Source organism: Pseudomonas sp. MWU12-3103b (genome assembly GCF_023100615.1).
Lineage (GTDB): Bacteria > Pseudomonadota > Gammaproteobacteria > Pseudomonadales > Pseudomonadaceae > Aquipseudomonas > Aquipseudomonas putida_A.
On sequence record NZ_JALMEY010000021.1, the window covers coordinates 79,368 to 94,751 of the forward strand.

Consider the following 15,384-nt stretch of genomic DNA (forward strand, 5'->3'; position numbering starts at 1 on the left):
TTTCACGGATCGACAGATGAAGATTATCCGCAGCAAGTCGTTCACCGCCGAGCGTGCCTGGGGTGCGCTGGACATTGCCAACATGAACGGCATCACCACGCGCCTGCACTGGACTGATCAGCCGTACAAATGGCACGTCAACGATGGTGAGGAAGTGTTCGTGGTGCTTGATGGTCAGGTGCAGATGCGCTATCGCGAACAGGGTGAAGAAAAGCAGGCGCTGCTTGAGGTCGGGGACATCTTCTACGCCTCAGTCGGCACTGAGCACGTTGCGCATCCGCAGGGGGTGGCGCGGATTCTGGTAATTGAAAGCGAAGGCAGTGTCTGACTCCTTATCTGTAAAGTAGATAACAGATAGAGAAATTACCCGTTATATAGATATTCGATTCGGTTCTACGATGAGCTCAACCTCACCTGAGGAAAGGAGTTCATGATGACTTGCCCCAACACCGCCAAACTCGGCATCAAGCCGTTCAGTCAGCTTCAGCATCCGCGTGAAGTGATCCGTCAATTCACCCCGAACTGGTTCGCCGCGACCATGGGCACCGGCGTGCTGGCCCTGGCGCTGGCGCAATTGCCGGTGGCGATCCCCGGGTTGCACGCGGTGGCCGAAGGTTTGTGGCTGTTCAACATTCTCTTGTTCAGTCTGTTTACCTTCGCCTATGCCGCACGCTGGATTCTATTCTTCGATGAAGCGCGGCGGATCTTCGGCCATTCCACTGTTTCGATGTTCTTCGGCACCATCCCCATGGGCCTGGCGACCATCATTAACGGCTTTCTGCTGTTCGGCCTGCCACGCTGGGGCGAAGGCGTGATTCATTTGGCCGAAGTGCTGTGGTGGCTCGACGTGGCGATGTCGCTGGCCTGCGGTGTGTTGATCCCCTACATGATGTTTACCCGCCAGGAACACAGCATCGACCAGATGACTGCTGTCTGGCTGTTGCCGGTGGTGGCGGCGGAGGTGGCGGCGGCCAGTGGCGGCTTGCTCGCTCCGCATCTGGCTGATGCCCATGCACAACTGGTGGTGCTGACCACCAGCTACGTGCTCTGGGCTTTTTCCCTGCCGGTGGCGTTCAGCATTCTGACTATCCTTTTGCTGCGCATGGCCCTGCATAAACTGCCTCACGAAAACATGGCCGCCTCAAGCTGGTTGGCCCTCGGTCCGATCGGCACTGGTGCGTTGGGCATGTTGCTGCTGGGTGCTGATGCACCAGCGATCTTCGCCGCCAACGGGCTGCCGGGCATCGGTGAAATCGCTGCAGGCGTGGGGCTGGTCGCCGGTATCACCCTGTGGGGCTTCGGCTTGTGGTGGATGTTGATGGCACTGCTGATCACCGCGCGTTACCTGCGTGACGGCATCCCGTTCAACCTCGGCTGGTGGGGTTTTACCTTCCCGCTGGGCGTGTATTCGCTGGCGACCCTCAAGCTCGCCAGCACGCTGAACCTGGGTTTTTTCAGCGTGGTCGGCTGCATGCTGGTGAGCCTGCTGGCGGTGATGTGGCTGATCGTCGGTAAACGCACCGTGCAAGGCGCGTGGCGCGGTGAGCTGTTTGTCTCACCTTGTATTGCAGGGTTGAAGAAATAACCTGAAAAGTTTAGGTAAGGTGTGGCCTGGATCGCCGATCGAGATTCCAATAAGCAGATCCAGGCCATTCTCTACCGACCTCAGGGAAACACGGAAGATGAGTCACCCCTCACAGTTCAACCTGCTTCGCACTCGGCGCTTTCTGCCGTTTTTCATCACGCAGTCGCTGGGCGCGTTCAACGACAACGTGTTCAAGCAATCGCTGATCCTCGCCATTCTGTATCGGCTGACCATCGAAGGTGACCGTTCGATCTGGGTCAACCTGTGCGCGCTGCTGTTTATCCTGCCGTTCTTTCTGTTTTCGGCGTTGGCCGGGCAGTTCGGGGAAAAATTCGCCAAGGACGCGCTGATCCGTCTGATCAAACTCGCGGAAATCGCGATCATGGCCGTAGGATCGATCGGTTTCCTGTTCGATCACCTGTCGCTGATGCTGGTGGCGCTGTTCGCCATGGGCACGCATTCGGCGCTGTTCGGGCCGGTGAAGTATTCGATCCTGCCGCAGGCGTTGCGCGAGGATGAGCTGGTCGGCGGCAACGGTCTGGTGGAGATGGGCACGTTCCTGGCGATTCTTGCCGGGACCATCGGCGCCGGGATCATCATGTCCTCGACCCATTACGCGCCACTGGTGTCGACCGCGATTGTCGGGATTGCGGTGCTGGGATATCTCGCCAGTCGCAGCATTCCGCGCGCGGCGGCGGCCTCGCCGGAAATGCGTCTGAACTGGAACATCTTCAGCCAGTCCTGGGCCACGCTGAAACTCGGTCTGGGCCAGACGCCTGCGGTGTCGCGTTCGATTGTCGGCAACTCGTGGTTCTGGTTTGTCGGGGCGATTTACTTGACGCAGATCCCGGCCTACGCCAAGGAATGGATGCACGGCGATGAAACCGTGGTCACGCTGATTCTTACCGTGTTCTCGGTGGGGATTGCGCTGGGTTCGATGCTTTGCGAGAAGCTCTCCGGGCGTAAGGTCGAGATCGGTCTGGTGCCGTTCGGCTCGTTCGGTCTGACTGTGTTTGGCCTGTTGCTGTGGTGGCATTCCGGCGGAATCCCGGAGAGCGTCACCGGCCACAGCTGGACTGAAGTGCTGGGCTTTGCGCATACCTGGGCGGTGCTGGTCGACATTCTCGGCCTCGGCATTTTTGGCGGTTTCTATATCGTGCCGCTGTACGCGTTGATCCAGTCGCGCACCGCCGAGAACGAGCGGGCGCGGGTGATTGCCGCCAACAACATTCTCAACGCACTGTTTATGGTGGTCTCGGCGATCGTTTCGATCGTGTTGCTGAGTGTGGTCAAACTGTCGATTCCGCAATTGTTCCTGGTGGTGTCGCTGCTGAACATCGGCGTCAACGCCTACATCTTCAAGATCGTCCCCGAGTTCAGCATGCGTTTCATGATCTGGCTGCTCAGCCATTCCATGTACCGCGTCGAGCACCGCAACCTCGAGGCGATCCCGGACGAGGGCGCGGCGCTGTTGGTGTGCAACCACGTGTCGTTCGTCGATGCGCTACTGATTGGCGGTGCGGTGCGTCGGCCGATTCGCTTTGTCATGTACTACAAAATCTACAACCTGCCGGTGCTGAACTTTATCTTCCGCACGGCGGGGACGATTCCGATTGCCGGACGCAACGAAGACATCCAGATCTACGAAAAAGCCTTCACCCGGATTGCCCAGTATCTGAAGGACGGTGAGCTGGTGTGCATCTTCCCCGAAGGCAAGTTGACTACCGATGGTGAGATCAACGAGTTCAAGGGCGGCCTGACGCGGATTCTCGAAGAAACCCCGGTGCCGGTGATTCCGCTGGCGTTGCAAGGGTTGTGGGGGAGTTTCTTCAGCCGCGATCCGAACAAGGGGCTGTTCAAGCGGTTGTGGTCGCGGGTGACGTTGGTGGCGGGTTCGGCGGTCGAGGTTGAGGCGGCGCAGCCGGCGAAATTGCAGGGGATGGTGGGGGCGTTGCGTGGGGCAGTCAGATAGTCGCTGACTTCAAGGAACCCTTCGCGAGCAAGCCCGCTCCCACAGTTGACCGTATTCCTCTGACAGAACGAGGTTGAATGTGGGAGCGGGCTTGCTCGCGAAAGCGATAGTGGCCTAGGCGCTGACCTTGAGACCAATCAACCCGGTAATGATCAACGCCACACTGGCCAGCCGAATCAATGCCATCGACTCGCCAAACAGAATGATCCCGGCAATCACCGTGCCCACGGCACCGACGCCGGTCCAGATTGCATAAGCCGTACCCAGCGGCAATTCCTTCATTGCCAGACCCAGCAGGCCAAGGCTGATGGCCATGGCCGCAACGGTCAGGACGGTGGGGAGTGGGCGGGTGAAGCCGTCGGTGTATTTCAGGCCGACGGCCCAGCCGACTTCGAACAGGCCGGCGAAAAACAGAATGATCCAGGACATGAGAGACCTCCATCGATTGACGGGGCCGTCCCCAGATTGATAACTCGATCGAGCCGCAGGGTCGTCCCCGCGTAGCGCAACAGTCTGCCGAGCATTAATCCGGGGATCAAGTTTGCCGGTCAGTCGGCTGGCTGCTGCGCTAGCGCCTCACGGTCTTCTTTCTCGCTCATGCGCCGGAAGTACGTCGAGAGCAACGCCCCGGAAATGTTGTGCCAGACGCTGAACAACGCGCTCGGCACCGCCGCCAGCGGCGAAAAGTGCGCGCTGGCCAAGGCCGCGCCCAACCCCGAGTTCTGCATGCCGACTTCCAGCGCCAGCGACTTGCGCTGCGCCAGTGGCAACTTGAACAGGCGTCCGGTGAAGTAACCCAGCAAGTAGCCGAAGCTGTTGTGCAGCATCACCACGGCCATGATCAGCAGACCGGATTCGGCGATTTTCGCCTGACTGGCGGCCACCACGGCGGTGACGATGATCACGATGCTGACCACCGACACCAGCGGCAACACGTCCACCGCGTGGCGCACCCTGTCGCCGAGCAGCCGTTGCGCAACCACGCCGAGCACGATTGGCAGCAGCACCACTTGCAGGATCGACCAGAACAACTCCATGAACGAAACCGGCAACCACGCCGAAGCCAGCAGCCAGATCAGCGCCGGGGTCAGCAGCGGAGCGAGGAGGGTGGTGACGGCGGCAATCGCCACCGACAGTGCCAGATCGCCGCGGGCCAGCCAGGTCATGACGTTGGAAGAGGTGCCGCTTGGGCAGCAGCCGACCAGAATCACCCCGACCGCGATTTCCGGCGGCAGGTGGAAGATCTGGCAGAGCAACCACGCCACACCGGGCATGATCACGAAATGTGCGACCACGCCCAAAGCCACGCGCCACGGATGGCGGGCGACGGCAGCGAAGTCATCGAGTTTGAGGGTCAGGCCCATGCCGAACATCACCAGTCCCAGCAGAGGCACGATCGCGCCCTTGAGACCGAGAAACCACGCCGGTTGCAGGAACGCGATCACCGCGAAAATCAGAACCCAGTAAGCGAAAGTGTTGCCGACAAAGCGGCTCAGTGCAGCCAGTGCGCGCATGGCCTGTTCCTTATTATTAGTTACACCACAAAACCAATTGTGGGAGCGGGCTTGCTCGCGAAAGCGGCGGGTCAGCCAAGTTAATGTTGAATGACACACCGCTTTCGCGAGCAAGCCCGCTCCCACATTGGGATTTCACAAGGGTTTTAGATCCCCTGCGGAGTCTCTTCACCGCCCAACGCTTCCACCAGCGCCGGCAGGAAGTCGCCGAAGGTCAGCATCATCAGGGTGAAGCTGGCGTCCAGTTGGCCTAGGGCCTCGTCGCCACCGTCCTGTTCCGCCTGATCCTGCAGCAGGTCTTCGAACTTCAGGCGTTTGACGGTCATCTTGTCATCGAGCATGAACGACAGTTTGTCCTGCCAGGCCAGCGACAACTGAGTCACGACTTTACCGGTGCTCAAGTGCAGCTGGATTTCTTCGCTGGTCAGGTCCTGACGCTTGCAACGCACGATGCCGCCGTCTTCGTGGGTGTCGCGCAGCTCGCACTCGTCCAGAACGAAGAAGTCCGGGGCCGCTTGCTGGGTGGTGACCCACTCGGTCATCACGGCGGTCGGCGCGGTTTTCACGGTCAGCGGACGCACGGGCAGGGTGCCCAGCACTTCACGCATTGTGGAGAGCAGGTCTTCGGCGCGTTTCGGGCTGGCCGAGTTGACCAGGATCAGGCCCTGTTTCGGCGCGATGGCAGCGAAGGTCGACGAACGACGGATAAAGGCGCGCGGCAGGAACGCCTGGATGATTTCATCCTTGATCTGATCGCGCTCCTTCTTGTAGACCTTGCGCATCTGCTCGGCTTCGATCTCTTCGACCTTTTCCTTGACCGCGTCGCGCACGACGCTGCCCGGCAGAATGCGTTCTTCTTTACGCGCAGCGATCAGCAGGAAGTCACCGCTGACGTGCACCAGTGGCGCATCTTCGCCTTTGCCGAATGGCGCGACGAAACCGTAGGTGGTCAACTCCTGGCTTGCACATGGACGCGCCAGTTTGGTGGCCAGTGCAGTTTCCAGCGCCTCGGCATCGACAGGCAGGTCTTGGGTCAGGCGATAGATAAGCAGGTTTTTGAACCACATGGGGTGAGTCTCTCCTTTATACAAAGGGGGGCATTATTGTCTTCGCCGGGTCATAGGCCAACCCTTCTCTAAGCCTTTGGAAGGCCTGAGAAAATTAATTAAAAAAGTGCTTGCCAGAGGTTGGGTCGCTCCGTAGAATGCGCGCCACACCGAAGCGAAGGGTGATTAGCTCAGCTGGGAGAGCGTCTGCCTTACAAGCAGAATGTCGGCGGTTCGATCCCGTCATCACCCACCATTCGTTTCAAGTGTTTAGCGCAGCGGTAGTTCAGTCGGTTAGAATACCGGCCTGTCACGCCGGGGGTCGCGGGTTCGAGTCCCGTCCGCTGCGCCATATTCGGTAACCTGGACCACTGAACGCCAGGTCACCACGGAAAAACCCGCTGAAGCGGGTTTTTTTCTGTCTCAAGTTTGTACCTTGTTCCATCGGGTTTGTGTCGTTTCACCGGTTTTCGGATTTTTTTGAAAAAAACTTCAATTAAATCAACACATTACGAAAACTTGTGGCATAATGCGCCCCGTAACGAAGCGAAGGGTGATTAGCTCAGCTGGGAGAGCGTCTGCCTTACAAGCAGAATGTCGGCGGTTCGATCCCGTCATCACCCACCATTCGTTTCAAGCGTTTCGCGCAGCGGTAGTTCAGTCGGTTAGAATACCGGCCTGTCACGCCGGGGGTCGCGGGTTCGAGTCCCGTCCGCTGCGCCATATTCGGTCACCTGGACCCACTGAACGCCAGGTCACCACAGAAAGCCCGCCTAGTGCGGGCTTTTTGCTGTCTGTGATTTGCGAATTTCTGCAATGCCTGTGTGGCGAGGGGATTTATCCCCGATGGCCTGCGCAGCAGGCCGAAAGTCTTGAAGCTGGGGCTGCTTCGCATCCCATCGGGGATAAATCCCCTCACCACAAATCATCTCCTCGTCTTCTCACTGTTCGGCATTGCGACTGTGCCGATAATCGCTCACCGCCTCATACACCGCTTTGCGCAAGCGGTTGATCCCGCCAATTGGCCGATGCGCTTCGATACCAAACCACGGATTGAACGACAGGTTGTCACACGCCAGATTCAATGCCGGTGTGTCGAAGTCCTGCGCAGGCAGGGTGATTCGCGCCACACTTTCGAACGGTGAATCCTGCTCGCGCCATTCGATGCTGGTGTCCTCGATTGGCATGTACCTGTTCGCATCCTGACGCTGGATCTGCAGCACAAAACACGCTGGCACCCGATCCGTCGACAGTTGCTGGTTCAAGGCGCTGCGCAGGAAATTCGGCAGGTCGTGGTTTTGCGGGGGCAGGGCATACGCCGGGCAATTGTCCGGATCCGGCGCGACTCGAAACTTCACATTTGCCTCCCCGAATTTGTAGGGCGATACCGAAAAGTACGTGGTCGCCGTCGGGCTGTTCGGTGGCGGCGCCAGGGTCGCCAAGGCGATGAACAAGTGGCGGATCTGCCAGTTGCGCGGATCCCAGCCAGGAAAGAACGCCATGATCTTTTTGCCATCAGCCTGAGCCGCCACATTCTGACGATACTCGGCGACATCGCTGACAAAGAAGTTCGGGTGGCTGAACATCACGAAGTCTTGCTCGTGGCGCTGCTGACGGTCGCCCAGCAATGGTTTGCCGGGCACATCGAGCAGTTTGATTGCCATGCCCCGGGCATCGCGGATGCTGTCGAACTGCGGGTAGGCGTTGCCATTGGACAGGCGAATCATCGCCTGCCAGGTTTTGCCTGGTTCGGTGAAAACACCTTGGCGCAGCGCCGGTGTCAGTTCCGGCAGCACCGTCACTTCGGCTTTCACGCAACCATGGGCCTTGGCATGCGCGTCGCGCAGATAACGGGTGCCTTCACGGTGTTGATCGACGATGCGTACGGCGGTCTGGATCACGTCCTGGGTCATCGCCGCTTCACCGGCGGGAACCTGTTCCTGCGCTGATACCGGGCCTCTGTGTTGCCAGACGAACCATGCGCTCGCGATGGCCCAGCCCAGCAGGCCGATAATCAGCAATGCCAGCAGGGTTTTGCCCAGCAGACGCCCCAGCCACATCCAGACGCGGGCGAACATCGACGGTCTTTTATACGGGTCGATCCTCATGGCAATTGCGCCTCCAACGGCCCGCCCAGTACTTTCAGGTATTCCAGCAAGGCCCAGCGCTCCTCTGGTTGCAGCAGTCGGCCGATGACCCCACTGCCGCGCTCGCCGGCGCGGAATTCATGACCGCTGTTGTGGTTGCCGCTAATCCGCGTGTCGAACAGAAAGCCATTAGTAAAGGCTTCGGTGCGATAGCCCAGATGGCGCGGGTCATATTCGAACGAACCTTTATAAAACGTCGTGGCGCGCTCATCCTGCGGTGACAGCAGTTGATAAAGGCTCGGTACTGAACCGTTGTGCAGAAACGGCGCAGTGGCCCAGATGCCGGCCAACGGCCTGGCCTTGTAGGCGACCTTTTCGCGTACGCCGATCGGCAGTCCGAAGCCGTCGAGTTGGGGTTTTTCCTGCGGGGTGACGCCGGCCTCGCGATAGGCGCGGTTCTCGACGAACGCGGTGACGTAGGCCAGGCCCTTGGCCACCGATAGCTGGCTCAGATCCAGTGGTTCGGAGGGCGTCGGATGCAACTTCACATCCATCTGCTCCAACTCCTTCAGGTCCCATTGCAGCGGCGTCAGGTCGAAACGGTGGTTGGCAATGTTGGTCGCTGCATTCGGATCGGTGCCGATCACCTCCACCGACAGCATGTGCAAATGCTGCACCCAGCGCTCGCCCTCCTGAGTCTTACGCGGCGCGTGGCAACCGGCGCAGTTCTCGGCAAACAGCGCGCGGCCCTTGGCGGCCAGCGGTTTGTCGATGGCGCCCAGGACATCCTCCGGCCAGGCCGGTGGTTGCAGGCGTTGCAGGGTTTCTTCGATTTGGTGCAGATCGCGCACGCGCACACTGGAGGCATAACGCGCAGCGCCCTGCAGTGGCTGACCGTTGCTGTCGAAGAAATTCAGCGTGGCGCCGACCCCCAGCGCCTCACCGATATTGCGCGCCATCGGTTGCTGCGCCGAGCCGTTCCACTGCACCCAGTCGAACGTCCACATGTCCCACAGTTGCGGGTAGTCCACCGGTGCGTTGGCCACGCGGTAGTTAGCGGGGGAGATCGCGTCGCCGAAGGTGGCGTTGGCGATGCGGCCGAATGCGTCGGTGCGGCCCGGGCCTTCTTCGGTAGGGTAGAGGCCGCGATGCGTGTCGTTCCAGGCGACTTTGAGGAAGATGTTCAGCGATTGCTTGAAGTCTTTGCGCAGTTGCTCGTGGCGTGTCTCGTAGTCATCGCCCAGAACATTTTTGGCGAAACGCTCGAACTTCCATGGGTTGTAGTAAGTCGAGGTCAGACTGGCGACCAATGCCTGTCCGAAACTGCCGCCGCGCAATGTCGGAACGCTGGAAGGCAAGACATGTTGCGCCGAACCACCGTCTATTCGCACGGCCTGGCCTTTGAAGCGCAATTCGCCAGTGTGGCAAGCAGCGCAGGTGATATCGAGATATTGCTCGCTGCCACCGGGATTCGCGTGGCGGGCGAAGCCGACCGGCAGATTGCCGGGGTTGTTCGACGTGGCTTTCTGCTGTGGATCAACCAGAAAACCGAAGCGTGCGAGGTATTCCGGGGACGCGAAACGCTGCTGAGAGAAGGGCAGTTCCAGCGCCTCGAACCATTCATAGCGCAGGCCTTTGACCTGTGTGCCCTGCGGCGTGAAGTAGTAGGTCTGGCGTTCCTCCTCGCTCCACTGCTGCAGGTAATGCACCTGTTGGGCGGGGGTATAGAAGGGCAGTTTCGGGTTGGCGACGTAGTACAGAATCACTGCCAGAGCCAGGCCCAGCAGCACAATGATCAGTGCCAGCACACGGTATAAGAGGCGCAAGATAAACATCCTTGTCGAGTTGTTGCCTTGTTATGCCTCAGCTGTTGCAGGTGCGGCAAGTGGCCATTACGCCAACTGTCGTAGGAAGTCTCATCAGCCCTTGTCAGCTCCAGATGACAGAAGCTTCATCGTCCCTTGGCCCGAATGCGTTTTAATCCCTGAACTTATCGGACATTTCCTGCTCTCATGCCGGTAGCCATTGGTCGTGGCGGCCTGATAAGCTCGCGGCTTTACTCGATTGCCCTTTCGGCGCATGAACAAGGAAATAGCATGAAACAGCATCGGTTGGCGGCGGCGGTAGCCCTGGTTAGCCTGGTCCTCGCGGGTTGTGATTCGCAGACCAGCGTAGAGCTGAAAACCCCGGCGCAAAAAGCTTCCTACGGTATCGGCCTGAACATGGGCAAGAGCCTTGCTCAGGAAGGCATGGATGATCTGGACTCCAAAGCGGTAGCCCAGGGCATCGAAGATGCCGTCGGCAAGAAAGAACAGAAGCTGAAAGACGAAGAACTGGTCGAAGCCTTCGCCGCGCTGCAAAAGCGTGCTGAAGAGCGCATGGCCAAGATGAGCGAAGAGTCGGCAGCCGCCGGCAAGAAATTCCTCGAAGAAAACGGCAAGAAGCCTGGTGTCACCACCACCGCTTCCGGTCTGCAGTACGAAGTGGTCAAGAAAGCCGACGGCCCACAGCCTAAGCCTACCGACGTAGTGACCGTTCACTACACCGGCAAGCTGACCAACGGCACCGTGTTCGACAGCTCTGTTGAACGTGGCAGCCCGATCGATCTGCCGGTCAGCGGTGTGATCCCGGGTTGGGTTGAAGGTCTGCAACTGATGCACGTTGGCGAGAAGTACAAACTGTACATCCCTAGCGATCTGGCTTACGGCGCGCAATCGCCAAGCCCGGCAATCCCGGCCAACTCGGTTCTGGTCTTCGACCTGGAACTGCTGGCCATCAAGGATCCAGCCAAAGAAGACGCCGCCGCCAAGTAATCGGCTGTAGCTTCGAAGACAACGCCTCGCTTATGCGGGGCGTTGTTGCATCTGGACGATGCTGGCGGTAAACAGAGCGAACGGATGGCGCTTACAGCAGTCCTAGAGATTGAGGCTGCCAGCGCTAGACGCCCTGAGCCGCCAAGTCAATGAAATATTGGGGTTTTTTATGTGAGTAAAAAACGCCCGATCTGAGCGCGGCCCTTATAAAACGGGGCTTTCAGCGCTGAAATGCAGCTCTGTTCACAAGGTTATCCACAATTTGTGTGGATAACATTTCAACGGGAGAAATAGATGAAAGCGCCGTGGAATTTCGCCCGATTTCTGCCCCTCGCCGGTCGATTGCTGGCGCGTGGGCGTCTGCCGACCCTGTTGTTCGCGGTGGCGAGCAAAGGTGCCGCGCAAGGCAATCGCCTTGGCAAACTCAAGGATGATCTGCGTCTGCTCCAGGCACTGTGCCTGGCCTACTGGCGTGGCGACTATCGGGCCATCAGCCCGAAAGCCATGGTTTCGGTGGTAGCGGGGCTGATGTACTTCCTCAGTCCGGTGGATGCGATCCCGGATTTCATCCCGGTGTTCGGCATGCTCGATGACATCGCCGTTCTGGCCTGGCTGATGAAAACCCTCGACGATGAGCTCAATGCTTTTCGGCTCTGGCGCAACCGCCAGCAGCCGGAAAAACTTGCGGTGGTCGAGCGCCTGCCTGATACCCCCGAGCAACTTCAGCTTCAGGGCCCGAAAAAGCCCTGATTCACTTCGCCTGCAGACAGATAGATACCCCCCGCGACCTTGGCCGCTGTTAGGATTACACTTCTAGGGAAAAGTGCCGACTCGCTAAGTGTTGTTGTCCTACGGGGTAGTCATGGATATTCAGATAATTGCACGCGATGGCGAACCCGAGTATGCGGTTCTGCCATGGGTCCAGTATCAGGCTCTACTGAAAGCAGCAGGCATCAACGAAACACCGCCGCAGCGGGCGCCAGCGCCGGCCGCCGCAACGCCAGACCCGATTCTTCCAGGTCTGGATCAACTACGCAGTTTGCGCGAAGGGAAGGGCATCGCCATTGAGGCGCTGGCCCGCACGGTAGGCATCAGCCCGTCTTATCTGGCCATGATCGAAAGCGGCGAGCGTCAACCTGACGCCGCGATTCGTCGCAGCCTGGCCTGGGAACTGACGGTGCCGGGTTGGAGGGATGAATCGTGAGCGTACGCATCAGTCGTCAACATTGGGACGGATTGCTCGGGGAGCTGGATCAGGCGCGCAGACAGCGCCATCTGTTGACCTATCGAGCCTTGCTCGAACGTTTGCAACTGCCGACGCCGGCGATGCAGACGCTGACCGCGGCACTTGAGCATCTGGCCGCACTGGACGCCAAGGCCGAACAGCCATTGCGCAGTTCGCTGGTAATCAGTCAGGGGGCCAGCCGCTTGCCACGTACCGGTTTCTTTGAATGTGTCGAGCGTCTTGGACGATTTTCCGGGCCCTCCGATGGCGTCGCGGCTGCCTCTTGGCATGCGTCGGAAGTGGTCAGAGTTTTCGAATACGAGTACCCGGAATCGGCGGAGGCCTGAGTGTTCTTACGACTCAAGGCGTCGGCCAGTTACTGGTTGGCCCGCAGGCTGTTTCACTGGTCGTGGTTTGTCCGCCAGCCCAGAGGCTGGCGCTGGCTCGAAGGGCAGTTTGCGCGCATGGCCAATCTTGGCGATGTCGGTGCGCAGAGCTTTTATGGGCACATTCTGACGTTTCGCGGGGTTGGCCTGGGTGCCCGCGAAGAGGGGGTGCGGCTGTTGCGTCTGGCGGCGCTCGCCGGTGATGGCAAAGCGGCTTATCAGGTCGGCGTGATCAGCTTGGCCGGTACGCCGAGCAAAGCGCCGGATCCGGCCGAAGCGGCGCGCTGGTGGACGTTGGCCGCCAAGGCCGGTCACCCGTTGGCCGAGCTCAAACTCAAAGAATTGAGCGCTCGGGATTAAACCCGGTAAATCATTTTGTATCGCTTGATAAACGTGGCGTGAGGGAAACCTCACGCCACGTTTGCGTTTATCGCTATACGTTTTGTAGTAATCAGCCTTTTGCGGATTAGTCCTACAGCAAACACCTACTCGCCTGACTTCTTTCCTGATTGATCCCCCGCAAAGTCCCCGCGCCTAATTTTTGCGCGAGGGAACGCTCATGTTTGACCCGGTTTTTCATTCCACCCCGCATCGTCGCGTGCGCTGATGGAAGCCGTCAGCCGTATCGAGCAGGAACTCGACAGCTTCCCCGACACCCTCAGCCTCTATCGCCAGCAGCTTGAGCATTGGTTCAGCAAAGCGGCCGACCAGGTCAGCCACGCGGCGGACCTGCCGTCGCTGATGGGCATGGAGCGGATCATCCGCTTCGGTGATCGCGTTACCCCCGTCAGCACGGGCGACAGTGAGTTTGCCACCGGCGTCGTGCAGTGCCCGAAAAGCGGGGTGCTGGCGATCGAGAGCAAATTCGAGTCGGTGTACGACATTCCGCTGGGCGACATCGTGGTGGATGTGGTGGCGGTGGATGATGGCCAAACTTTCCCCGTCGCACTTGATGCGCAAGGCCGGGGAACATTCGCCGGTACGCCAGGCAAGTTCTATCGCGTGCAGGTGCACAGCGACGTTACCCCGGAGCAGATCGAGGCGCTGTTCCAGTCCTACGACGGCTTGACCGGCGAGCTGGATGGCTGGTTGCGCAGCGAGTGGCAGGGGTTCAAGCCGCAGTGGTCGCAGTCGGTGGCGACGGCGGCGGGCAACGGCATGCTCGCCGGGAGCTGGGCGGCGATCGAGGGGGTATGGGACAGCATCGGCATGCTGTCGGAGATTCTCAAGGATCCAGGCGCATTTGCCGAGCGGCTGGGAAGCGGCGCGGCTGATCTGATTCATCTCGCGGAATCAGCTCCGGATGTCATGCAGAAACTGCAGTTGCTGGTCAGTGATGAAGCGGCGCTGTGTTTGCTGTTGCGTGCGGCGAGTCTCTGGCTGGAGATGCTGCCGCCCAGCCAGATCGCCGGCAAAACCGCAGAAACGGCGTCGATGATGATCGTGCAGGTGCTGATCGATGTGCTGATCGGCGTTGTGTTGACATTCGTCGGAGCTGGCGCAGGCATCGCTTATCTGACGCTACGCCTGGCGGATCGCGCCGCCCAGTTGCTCTCGGTTGTGAAACGCCTGGTCAAGGCGATGTTCGGCATCGTCAACACGTTCATCCATTACGTCGACCAGTACAAAACTGTCGCCGCGCGGGGTATCGCCGCCGGGGTGAAAAAGGGCCGCATGCAATTGCGCTGGGATGCGAAGCGCAATGCCGCCCTGAAGAAAAACGAGCACCACGATAACGCTCCCGATCAAGCGAAAAACCCCAACGGCGACAGCGCCGATTGCGCGCCGCTGACCTGCACCAACGGTTGCCCGGTGTCGATGGTCACCGGCGAAGAGCTGCTGACCCTGACCGATGGCACGCTCGATGGTTTGCTGCCGTTCGAGTTCACCCGGTTGTACCGCACCAGCGCGGTGGAGGTTGATGTCGGGCTGGGGTTTGGCTGGAGCCATTCGCTGGCGCATCGGCTGGAGTTTGATGGCGAGGCGGTGGTCTGGGTCGATCACGAGAACCGCCGCACGCGGTTTCCGTTGCCCAGCGTTGAGCGGCCGGCGATTCACAACAGCCTGTCGCGGGCGGCGATTTTTCTCGGGGATGAACCGGAGGAACTGATCCTCGCGCTGGCCGGGGATACAGCGCGGTTTTATCACTTTCGTGCCGGGCGGCTGGTGGCGGTCAGTGATGCGTATGGCAATCGTCTGACGGTGCATCGCGATCATCAACAGCGGGTTTTCCGCCTGGACAATGGCGCGGGTCGGTCGCTGTTGTTGCGCTACGACCGGGCGCATCTGGTCGCGGTTGATTACCAGGTGCTTGAGGCTGATGGCTGGCGCACCGAGCAAACGCTGGTCAGTTATTGCTACGACGCCCGTCAGCGTTTGTTGGCTGCGACCAACGCGGTCGGTGACAGCGAGCGTTACGACTACGACGATCAGCACGTCATCCTGCAGCGGCAACTGACCGGCGGCGCGAGCTTTTTCTGGGAGTGGGAGCGCTCGGGCAAGGCGGCGCGCTGCGTGCGGCACTGGGCGTCGTTCGCGCAGATGGACACCCGTTACGTCTGGGCCGATGACGGCAGCGTCGCGGTGCACTACGTCGATGGCAGCGAAGAAACCTACGTCCACGACGACAGCGCACGGCTGGTGCGCAAGGTCGAGGCCGATGGCGGTGAGCACCTCAAGGCTTATGACGATCAGGGCCGGCTGATCGCCGAGCAGGATCCTCTGGGCGCGGTCACCGAATACCGCTACGACGACGT

The 15,384-nt window shown here is 59.8% G+C and carries 14 protein-coding genes and 4 tRNA genes; 13 read left to right on the forward strand and 5 right to left on the reverse strand.

Annotation, left to right across the window (positions count from 1 at the left end; all coding sequences use genetic code 11):
- Positions 1-16: 16 nt before the first annotated feature.
- The 3 genes from M0808_RS25955 (at position 17) to M0808_RS25965 (ending at position 3,557) form a co-directional block, all read left to right on the forward strand.
- Entirely contained in the window at positions 17-328 is a 312-nt protein-coding gene (locus M0808_RS25955) for a cupin (protein WP_247842962.1), read from the forward strand.
- A 105-nt stretch (positions 329-433) separates the two neighbouring features.
- Positions 434-1,585, forward strand: a complete 1,152-nt coding sequence (locus M0808_RS25960; RefSeq protein ID WP_247842964.1) for a TDT family transporter — start codon at positions 434-436, stop codon at positions 1,583-1,585.
- 97 nt (positions 1,586-1,682) lie between these two features.
- Positions 1,683-3,557 carry an MFS transporter gene (locus M0808_RS25965; protein WP_247842966.1) on the forward strand — a complete coding sequence of 625 codons (1,875 nt, stop codon included), beginning with the start codon at positions 1,683-1,685 and terminating at the stop codon, positions 3,555-3,557.
- A 114-nt stretch (positions 3,558-3,671) separates the two neighbouring features.
- Here M0808_RS25965 and sugE read toward each other — a convergent pair whose 3' ends face one another.
- The 3 genes from sugE to rdgC form a co-directional block, all read right to left on the reverse strand.
- Positions 3,672-3,986: a quaternary ammonium compound efflux SMR transporter SugE gene (gene sugE, locus M0808_RS25970; protein WP_003223093.1), complete on the reverse strand. Its 315-nt coding sequence runs from the start codon at positions 3,984-3,986 to the stop codon at positions 3,672-3,674.
- A 119-nt stretch (positions 3,987-4,105) separates the two neighbouring features.
- On the reverse strand, positions 4,106-5,071 hold the full coding sequence (locus M0808_RS25975) for a bile acid:sodium symporter family protein (protein WP_247842968.1): 966 nt from the start codon (positions 5,069-5,071) through the stop codon (positions 4,106-4,108).
- A 146-nt stretch (positions 5,072-5,217) separates the two neighbouring features.
- Positions 5,218-6,138, reverse strand: coding sequence for a recombination-associated protein RdgC (rdgC, locus tag M0808_RS25980; protein ID WP_003223096.1), 921 nt, complete (start codon positions 6,136-6,138; stop codon positions 5,218-5,220).
- Positions 6,139-6,297: 159 nt separating this feature from the next.
- On the opposite strand from rdgC, the gene M0808_RS25985 reads away from it, so the two are divergent.
- From M0808_RS25985 to M0808_RS26000, 4 genes are all read left to right on the forward strand, one after another.
- Positions 6,298-6,373 (forward strand) — tRNA-Val (locus M0808_RS25985).
- A 19-nt stretch (positions 6,374-6,392) separates the two neighbouring features.
- Positions 6,393-6,469: transfer RNA gene (locus tag M0808_RS25990), tRNA-Asp, on the forward strand.
- Positions 6,470-6,668: 199 nt separating this feature from the next.
- Positions 6,669-6,744: transfer RNA gene (locus M0808_RS25995), tRNA-Val, on the forward strand.
- A gap of 19 nt (positions 6,745-6,763) precedes the next feature.
- A tRNA-Asp gene (locus M0808_RS26000) sits at positions 6,764-6,840 on the forward strand.
- Positions 6,841-7,058: 218 nt separating this feature from the next.
- Here the strand turns inward: M0808_RS26000 and M0808_RS26005 are convergent.
- Positions 7,059-8,195 (reverse strand): catalase family protein, encoded by a 1,137-nt coding sequence (locus M0808_RS26005; RefSeq protein ID WP_247842973.1) that lies wholly within the window; start codon positions 8,193-8,195, stop codon positions 7,059-7,061.
- Positions 8,196-8,221: 26 nt separating this feature from the next.
- On the reverse strand, positions 8,222-10,030 hold the full coding sequence (locus M0808_RS26010; RefSeq protein WP_247842970.1) for a di-heme-cytochrome C peroxidase: 1,809 nt from the start codon (positions 10,028-10,030) through the stop codon (positions 8,222-8,224).
- 270 nt (positions 10,031-10,300) lie between these two features.
- Here M0808_RS26010 and M0808_RS26015 point away from each other — a divergent pair, with 270 nt between their 5' ends.
- The 6 genes from M0808_RS26015 to M0808_RS26040 form a co-directional block, all read left to right on the forward strand.
- The gene (locus M0808_RS26015) at positions 10,301-11,017 is read left to right on the forward strand and encodes an FKBP-type peptidyl-prolyl cis-trans isomerase (protein WP_007966725.1); all 717 of its coding nucleotides are present in this window, start codon (positions 10,301-10,303) and stop codon (positions 11,015-11,017) included.
- A gap of 294 nt (positions 11,018-11,311) precedes the next feature.
- Positions 11,312-11,767: a YkvA family protein gene (locus M0808_RS26020; RefSeq protein WP_135295265.1), complete on the forward strand. Its 456-nt coding sequence runs from the start codon at positions 11,312-11,314 to the stop codon at positions 11,765-11,767.
- 112 nt (positions 11,768-11,879) lie between these two features.
- On the forward strand, positions 11,880-12,221 hold the full coding sequence (locus M0808_RS26025) for a helix-turn-helix transcriptional regulator (protein ID WP_223008141.1): 342 nt from the start codon (positions 11,880-11,882) through the stop codon (positions 12,219-12,221).
- The gene (locus tag M0808_RS26030; protein WP_003223109.1) at positions 12,218-12,589 is read left to right on the forward strand and encodes a hypothetical protein; all 372 of its coding nucleotides are present in this window, start codon (positions 12,218-12,220) and stop codon (positions 12,587-12,589) included. The genes M0808_RS26025 and M0808_RS26030 overlap by 4 nt, the downstream gene beginning before the upstream one ends.
- Positions 12,590-12,988 carry a sel1 repeat family protein gene (locus tag M0808_RS26035; RefSeq protein ID WP_098967903.1) on the forward strand — a complete coding sequence of 133 codons (399 nt, stop codon included), beginning with the start codon at positions 12,590-12,592 and terminating at the stop codon, positions 12,986-12,988.
- A gap of 246 nt (positions 12,989-13,234) precedes the next feature.
- Positions 13,235-15,384 (forward strand): DUF6531 domain-containing protein (locus M0808_RS26040; RefSeq protein WP_247842971.1); only part of this gene is annotated, 2,150 nt, incomplete at its 3' end.